A 7,374-nucleotide genomic window follows, 5' to 3' on the forward strand; every position below is an offset into this window, starting at 1 on the left:
GTCGCGGGCTCGGGCGCGGGACCGGGCGGGGTGCTCACCCCAGCGGCAACCCGGCGCCGGCGGGCGCTGTTCCGCGCGCGGGCGCCGCCGCCGCGCTGCCGGCGCCCGCGCCGTCGCGGGCGGCCAGCCACCGCTCCAGCGCCGGCACCGGCAGCGCCTTGGCGAAGTGCCAGCCCTGCACGAGGTCGCAGCCGGCCGCGGCCAGCGCCGCGCAGGTGGCGGCGTCCTCCACGCCCTCGGCCACGAGCCGCAGGCCCAGGGAGTGCGCGAGCGCGGTGGTGGAGCTGACGATCGCCAGCGCGCGCGGGTCCTCCACGCCGTCGACGACGAGGTCGGTGACGAAGCTCTTGTCGAGCTTGAGGTCGTCGAAGGAGAGCTGGCGCAGGTACGCCAGCGAGGAGTAGCCGGTGCCGTAGTCGTCCACGGCCACCCGCACCCCGCGCCGGCGCAGGCCGTCGAGGATGCCGCGCGCCCGCTCGGGGTCGGCCATGAGGAAGTCCTCGGTGATCTCCACCTCGAGCAGGTGCGCCGGCAGCGAGCGGGAGGCCAGCAGCGAGGCGACGCGCTCGGGCAGCCCGGCGTCGTCCAGGGAGGTCGCGGACAGGTTGACCGCCACGGCCAGCGGGCGGCCGGCGGCCAGCCACGCGGCGGCCTGGTCCACCGCCTGCTCCAGGACGGCCGTGGTGAGGTCCTCCATCAGCCCCGCCGCCTCGACGACGGGCAGGATCACGTCCGGGAACAGCAGGCCGCGGGTGGGGTGCTGCCAGCGCACGAGCGCCTCCACGCTGTCGACGCGGCCGGTGCGCAGGTCCACCTTCGGCTGGTAGTGCAGCGCGAGGGCGCGCTCGTCGATGGCCGTGCGCAGCAGGTCGGCGGTGGCGAAGCGGTCGCCGGAGGCGAACTCGTCGACGGCCAGCTCGTAGGTGAAGGTGCCCAGCCGGCGCGTCTTGGCGTGGTACATCGCCACGTCGGCCTGGCGCAGCAGCGCCGCCGGCTCCGCGGTCGCGGCCGGCAGGACGGCGATGCCGACGCTGGCGCGGGCGCGCACCTGCAGGCCGTCGAGCTCGACGGGTTCCAGCAGCGAGGCGTGCACGCGCTCGGCGACCCGGTGCGCCTGCCGCGCGCAGTCGCCGAACAGCGCGACGGCGAACTCGTCGCCGCCCAGGCGCACCACGAGCGCGCGGTGGCGGGGGTCGGCCCCCGCGGGGACGACGCCGGCGCCCACGTGCTGCAGGCGCTGCCCGAGGGCGTGCAGCAGGGCGTCGCCGGTGCTGTGCCCGAGGCCGTCGTTGACCTCCTTGAAGGCGTCGAGGTCGAGCAGCACGAGCGCCACCTCCTCCTCGGCGGGCGCGCGGTGCAGCCGCTCGGAGAGCCGGCGGTACAGCGCCCGCCGGTTGCCCAGCCCGGTCAGCTCGTCGGTGAGGGCCAGCTCGCGGCTCTCGGCGAGCTCGCTGACCTGCCGGTAGGTGTCCACCAGCCGCGCCAGCGCGAGGGCGACGGTCGCGGCGGCCAGCGCGACGGTGACCGGGTGCAGGCGGTGCACGTGGTCGACGACGAGCAGGACGAGGGCGCTGGCGGCGCAGGTGAGGGGGAGGGCGGTGCGCGCCCACGCCGGCATCCGGGGACCGACGGGGGTGGCGGGCCAGCCCGGCGCGAACGCGGTGAGCACCACGGCGAGCACCCACACGCCGTCGCCGGGCCCGCCGGAGACGTAGGTGCCCAGGGCCGTGGCGAACAGGTAGGCGACGTCGGCGACGACGAACAGCAGCAGGCCGCCGGCCGCCAGCCACAGCCCCGCCGGCGGGCGCCAGCCGAACAGCGAGACGACCGCGGCGAGCACGAGCAGCAGCGCCAGGTCCAGCGCGGGGTAGGCGCTGGTCGTGGCGACCGCCGCCCACGAGCCCTGCACCGACAGGATCGGGGCCACGAGCGCCGCGGAGGCGATCGCGGCCACGGCGAGCGCGCCGACGGCGCCGTCCAGCCACAGGGCGCGCCCGTGCCGGGCGTCGCGGCGCTGGGCCAGCAGGACCAGCGCGGCGAACGTCACCGGGTAGGAACCCAGGAAGAAGGCGTCGGCGGCCGAGGGGAAGGAGGCGGACGGCCCGCGCTCGAACAGCGACCAGACGACGTTGCCCGTGCCGTAGACGGCCAGCCCCGCGGCCAGCAGGTACCCGCCCCGGCGCGGGCGCGGGCCGCGGCGGGTGCGCACGGCGCACAGGGCCGCGGCGCACAGGTAGGCGGCGTTGTTGAGGAAGCCGTCGAGGAACGGGTCGTAGCCGGGCGCGGTGCCCAGCAGCGCGCGGACCCCGGGCACCGTGGTGAGCACGAACAGCGCCGGGGGCAGCAGGAGCAGCACGTGCGCCGCGGCGTACCGGCGGCCGCCGCGGGCCGGTGCCTGCGCCGACGAGCGGGGTGACGAGCGGGGTGACGAGCGGGGCGACGAGCGGGGCACGGTCCCTCCTTCCGGTCTGCGTCCTCGCCGGAGGTGATCGGCACGGGCAGGGCCCGCCTGGACCGCTGAACGGGTGGACCGCCCGCGCACCTCCCGGCGGCGCCGGAGCGTCCCGGCGGTGGTCGGACGTTTGAGCAGCGGGCGGACGGGTAGGTGATCTTTCGAACCGCTGACCGGTCGAAGACCCGGGTGAACGGTGAATCGCCTGTGCGCGGGCGGGGGACCCGCCCGGCGCACGGATCATCGACGAAGGAGGACGGCATGGCGTACAGCAGCAGCACCGGTGGTTCCGGTGGCGGCCGCGCGGCCGAGGCAGCCTCGACGGCCAAGGAGCAGGCCGGGGACGTCGCGGGGCACGCGAAGGAGCAGGCCGGGAACGTCGCCGGGCACGCCCAGGAGCAGGCCGGCGCCGTCGCGGGCCACGCCAAGGAGCAGGCGAGCGCCGTCGCGGGCCACGCCCAGGAGCAGGCCGGCGCCGTCGTCGGCAGCGTGAAGGAGCAGGCCGGCGAGGTCGTCGCCGAGGCCCGCACGCAGGCGATGGACCTGCTGGGCGAGCTGCGCCGGCAGGTCGACGAGCAGTCCGAGACCCAGCGCGGCCGGCTGGCGGCGTTCCTGCGCTCCACCGGCGACGAGCTGGCGCAGATGGGCCGCAGCAGCGAGGGTTCGGGCGTGGCCACGAACCTGGTGCGCCAGGCGGGCCAGCGCGCCACCTCGTGGGGCTCCTCCCTGGAGTCCAGCAGCACCACCGACCTGCTCGACCAGGTCCGCAGCTTCGCGCGCCGCAAGCCGGGCACGTTCCTGCTGGGCGCGCTGGCCGCGGGTCTGCTCGCCGGCCGCGCCACCCGCGGCGTGAGCGCCGCGAGCTCGCACACCAGCGACAGCCCGGCCGGCACCGGCCGGCAGCTGGAGCCGCTGAGCACCGCACCGACCCCGACCTACGGGACCGCGGGGCTGCCCCCGGTCGGCGTCGGCACCGGCGTGGCCGCCCACGGCACGGACTTCGGCGTGGGCCAGCACGCGCAGCGCGGCGTCGACCGCGACGTCGACCTGTACGGCGAGAACACCCAGGAGGACCTGCTGCCGCACCACCTGCGCAGCGACGTCCCGTCGGTGTCCGACGCCCCGGCGCACGGGTCCCGCCCGTGAGCGCGCCGACCTCGGGCTCCCACGCCGCCGGGTCCGAGGGGTCCGGCGCCGGCGCCCCGCAGCAGGAGCGCTCGATCGGCGAGATCTTCTCCAGCATCACCACCGAGCTGTCGACGCTGGTCCGCCAGGAGATCGCGCTCGCGAAGACGGAGCTGCGCCAGGACGCCAAGAACGCCGGGCGCGGCGCGGGGATGCTCGCGGGTGCCGGCGTCGCCGGGCACCTGTTCCTCATCTCGCTCACCGCGCTGGCGATCCTGGCGATCGGCCACCTCATCGGCCACGCCTGGGCGGCGCTCATCGTGACCGTCGTCTGGGCCGTCGTGGCGGCGGTGCTCGCCAAGTCCGGCCAGAAGGCCCTCAAGCAGGTTCCGCCTCCGCTGGAGCGGACCACCGTGACTCTCAAGGAGGACGCGCAATGGGTGAAGCACCCGACCAGCAGCTGAGCAGCCGCGAGCTCGAGGGGGAGATCGCGCAGACCCGGTCGTCGCTGAGCGCCGACCTCGACGAGCTCACCGACCGCCTCAGCCCCTCCAACGTCGCCGACCGCGCCAAGGAGCACGCCAAGGACCGCGTCGTCGGTGCCGTCGGCAGCGTGCGCGACAAGGTCATGGGCACCGCCCACGACGTGGCCGACACCGCGAGCGGTGCGGGCCACTCGGTCGCCGACCGCGTCTCCGGCGCCCGCGACTCGGTCGTCGACCGCGTCTCCGGCGCCCGCGAGAGCGTGGGTTCCGCCGGCGGCTCGGCCGCCGGTTCCGTCGGCGACGCGAAGGCGGCCGCTGCGGCCAAGACGCGGGGCAACCCGCTGGCCGCCGGCCTCGTGGCCTTCGGCGCGGGCTGGCTCATCGCCTCCCTGCTGCCCGCCAGCCAGAAGGAGGCCGACGTCGCGGCCGCCGCCAAGCACAAGGTGCAGGACTCCGGCGCCCTCGACGCGGTCAAGGACACCGTCCTCGACGTGCGCGAGTCGGTGCAGGAGCAGGCCAAGGGGGCGGCCCAGGCCGTCGCCGAGACCGCCCGCGGTGCCGCCGACACCGTCCGCTCGGACGCCCAGGGCGCCGTCGCGGAGGTCAAGGAGCACGCGCAGGGTTCCGCGGCCGAGGTCAAGGAGCACGCGCAGGGCGCCGCCTCCGAGGTCAAGGAGCACGGCCAGGGCGCCGCCGCCGAGGTCAAGGACCACGGCCAGTCCGCCGCGTCGGACGTCAAGGGCAGCGCCCAGCGCTGACCTCCCGCAGGATCGACGCCGATCGCGCTCGCCGGATCTCCCCGGCGAGCGCGATCGGCGTCGTCGCGAGAAGGTGGAGGACATGAGCAGGACGACGCAGGGCAACGACCTGTCGGTGCAGCGCAGCGGGTCGGGCGATCGCGGGCAGCGGGCCGACTCCCCGCAGCAGATCCCCGCCAAGGGGTGGTTCCAGATCACCAAGCGGGCCTGGGGCGAGGCCAAGGAGGACATGGTGCCGCTGCTGGCGGCCGGTGTCGCCTTCAAGGCCTTCCTCGCCATCTTCCCGGCGCTGACGGCCGCGTTCCTCATCTGGGGGATCTTCGGCGACCCGGCGCAGATCGCGAACCAGATCAACGGCATCTCCGCCATCCCGCAGGAGGCGCGCGAGCTCGTCCTCGGCCAGGTCGAGAACGTCTCCAGCCAGAAGTCGACCGCCGGCCTCACCGCGGTCGTGGCGATCGTGCTGGCGCTGTGGAGCGCCTCCAGCGGCGTCGAGAACCTCATGGCCGCCACGAACTCCGCCTACGACGAGAAGGAGACCCGCGGCTTCGTCAAGCGCAAGGGCACCGCGCTCGTCCTGACCATCGGCGCCATCGTCTTCATGCTGCTGGCGATCGCCTTCATCGCCGTCGCCCCGGTGCTCGTCAAGGCGCTGGGCGCCAGCGGTGCGGTGAGCATCGTCGTCAACGTCCTGCGCTGGGTGCTGCTGGTCGCGCTGGTCGTCATCGCGCTGGCCGTGGTCTACCGCCTGGCCCCGGACCGCGACGCGCCCAAGGCCAAGTGGACCTCGGTCGGCGCCACCGTCGCGATGGTGCTGTGGATCGTCGTCTCCATCGGCTTCTCGCTCTACGTCAGCCTCGCCGGCGGCAGCTCCTACACCAAGAACTACGGCGCCATGGCCGGTGTCGTCATCCTGCTCATGTGGCTGTGGCTGACCAGCTACGCCATCCTCCTCGGCGCCGAGATCAACGCCGAGTCCGAGAAGCAGACCGACAAGGACACCACGGTCGGCCCGGAGCAGCCGATGGGCCGGCGCGACGCCGTCGCCGCCGACCGCAAGCCCGAGGACCGCTGACCCCCACCAGGAGGACCCGATGAGCGAGAACTCCCAGGACACCACCGCCGCGGACGAGGTCGACCCCGCGGCGCAGACCGCGGGCCGGCACCTGCGCACCTCGCAGGAGCTCACCGAGCAGGTCCGCGCGGACGTCGACGCCGACGGCCCCGCCGACCGCTCGGCCGTCGACGCCGCCGAGGGCGACGACAGCGCCTTCAGCACCCCCGACCCCGCCCGGGGCGAGGCCCCGGGGGAGTGAGCGGCACCGGCTGACCCGCGAGGGCGCCGGCACCGGGGGAGACCCCGGTGCCGGCGCCTTCGTGCGTGGCCCCTGCCGAGCGCTCAGCGCCCGCCGGTGAGCTTGCGCGAGCGCTGCTGAGCGCCCGGCCCGCCGTAGGGGTAGTCCGCGGGCTCGGGGTCGCTGGCCTCGTCGAGGGTGGCCAGCTCGGCGGCCTCCAGCTCCAGGTCGGCCGAGCCGAGGTTGTCGCGCAGCTGCTCGGTGGTGCGTGCGCCGAGGATGACCGAGGAGACGGCCGGCTGCGCGAGCAGCCACGCCAGCGACACCTGCGCCATCGTCGTCCCGCGCCGCTCGGCGATCGTCTGCACCGCGTCCAGCACCGCCCACGTGCGCTGCTGGGCGTTGCGCCGCGCGTACGCCTCGACTCCGCGCTCGGGGTTCTCGCCCAGCCGGGTCGCGCCGGTGGGTGCGGTGTCGCGCGTGTACTTGCCCGACAGCCAGCCGCCGCCCAGCGGCGACCACGGCAGCAGGCCCAGGCCGTTCTCCTCGGCGGCCGGCACGATCTCCCACTCGATCTCGCGCACGAGCAGGTTGTACTGCGGCTGCAACGTCACCGGCGGCGCCAGGCCCTCCGCGGCGGCGACGTCGACGGCCTTCTGCAGCTGCCAGCCGGTGAAGTTCGACAGACCCACGTTGTGCACCTTCCCGGCGCGCACGAACGCGTCGAGGGTCGAGAGCGTCTCCTCGACGGGGGTCCACGGGTCCCAGGCGTGCACCTGGTACAGGTCCACGGCCTCCACGCCCAGCCGGCGCAGCGAGGCGTCCAGCGCGCGGGTCAGGTGCCGGCGCGAGAGCCCGACGCCGTTGGGTTCCCCCGAGGTCGGGAAGCGCCCCTTCGTCGCCAGCACGACGCGCTCGGTCACCTCGGCCGGGCGCTCGGCCAGCCACGCGCCGACGATCTCCTCGGAGACGCCGCCGGAGTAGACGTCGGCGGTGTCGACGAGCGTGCCGCCGGCCTCCAGGAAGACGTCGAGCTGCTCGAAGGCGCCCTCGCGGTCGGTCTCGCTGCCGAACGTCATGGTGCCGAGGGTGAGGGAGGAGACGGACGTGCCGCTGCTCCCGAGGGTCCGGTACTCCATCGTGCGGTTCCTCCGAACGGGTGGGTTCGTCGGGCGGTCGCCCGGGGCCATGCTGCACCCCCCGGTTTCCAGGTGCGACCGGCACCCGCCCGGGTGGGGGCCTCGTCGAGGGTGCGGCGG

General features: G+C 75.4%; 7 protein-coding genes. 5 read left to right on the top strand and 2 right to left on the bottom strand.

Annotation, left to right across the window (positions count from 1 at the left end; all coding sequences use genetic code 11):
- Positions 1–34: 34 nt before the first annotated feature.
- Positions 35–2,452, bottom strand: a complete 2,418-nt coding sequence (locus GTQ99_RS17120) for an EAL domain-containing protein (protein ID WP_166616939.1) — start codon at positions 2,450–2,452, stop codon at positions 35–37.
- Between the two features lie 261 nt (positions 2,453–2,713).
- On the opposite strand from GTQ99_RS17120, the gene GTQ99_RS17125 reads away from it, so the two are divergent.
- The 5 genes from GTQ99_RS17125 to GTQ99_RS17145 all read left to right on the top strand — a co-directional run bounded on the left by GTQ99_RS17125 (position 2,714) and on the right by GTQ99_RS17145 (position 6,136).
- The gene (locus GTQ99_RS17125) at positions 2,714–3,598 is read left to right on the top strand and encodes an ATP synthase F0 subunit B (protein ID WP_166616940.1); all 885 of its coding nucleotides are present in this window, start codon (positions 2,714–2,716) and stop codon (positions 3,596–3,598) included.
- The gene (locus tag GTQ99_RS17130; RefSeq protein WP_166616941.1) at positions 3,595–4,041 is read left to right on the top strand and encodes a phage holin family protein; all 447 of its coding nucleotides are present in this window, start codon (positions 3,595–3,597) and stop codon (positions 4,039–4,041) included. Before GTQ99_RS17125 ends, GTQ99_RS17130 begins: the two co-directional genes overlap by 4 nt.
- The gene (locus GTQ99_RS17135) at positions 4,014–4,820 is read left to right on the top strand and encodes a DUF3618 domain-containing protein (protein WP_166616942.1); all 807 of its coding nucleotides are present in this window, start codon (positions 4,014–4,016) and stop codon (positions 4,818–4,820) included. Before GTQ99_RS17130 ends, GTQ99_RS17135 begins: the two co-directional genes overlap by 28 nt.
- An 82-nt stretch (positions 4,821–4,902) precedes the next feature.
- Positions 4,903–5,895: a YihY/virulence factor BrkB family protein gene (locus GTQ99_RS17140; RefSeq protein WP_166616943.1), complete on the top strand. Its 993-nt coding sequence runs from the start codon at positions 4,903–4,905 to the stop codon at positions 5,893–5,895.
- Between the two features lie 19 nt (positions 5,896–5,914).
- On the top strand, positions 5,915–6,136 hold the full coding sequence (locus GTQ99_RS17145) for a hypothetical protein (RefSeq protein ID WP_166616944.1): 222 nt from the start codon (positions 5,915–5,917) through the stop codon (positions 6,134–6,136).
- Between the two features lie 83 nt (positions 6,137–6,219).
- Here GTQ99_RS17145 and GTQ99_RS17150 read toward each other — a convergent pair whose 3' ends face one another.
- Positions 6,220–7,254 (bottom strand): aldo/keto reductase, encoded by a 1,035-nt coding sequence (locus GTQ99_RS17150; RefSeq protein ID WP_166616945.1) that lies wholly within the window; start codon positions 7,252–7,254, stop codon positions 6,220–6,222.
- Positions 7,255–7,374: the final 120 nt, after the last annotated feature.

The sequence above is a fragment of the Kineococcus vitellinus genome (assembly GCF_009906315.1).
GTDB lineage: Bacteria > Actinomycetota > Actinomycetes > Actinomycetales > Kineococcaceae > Kineococcus > Kineococcus vitellinus.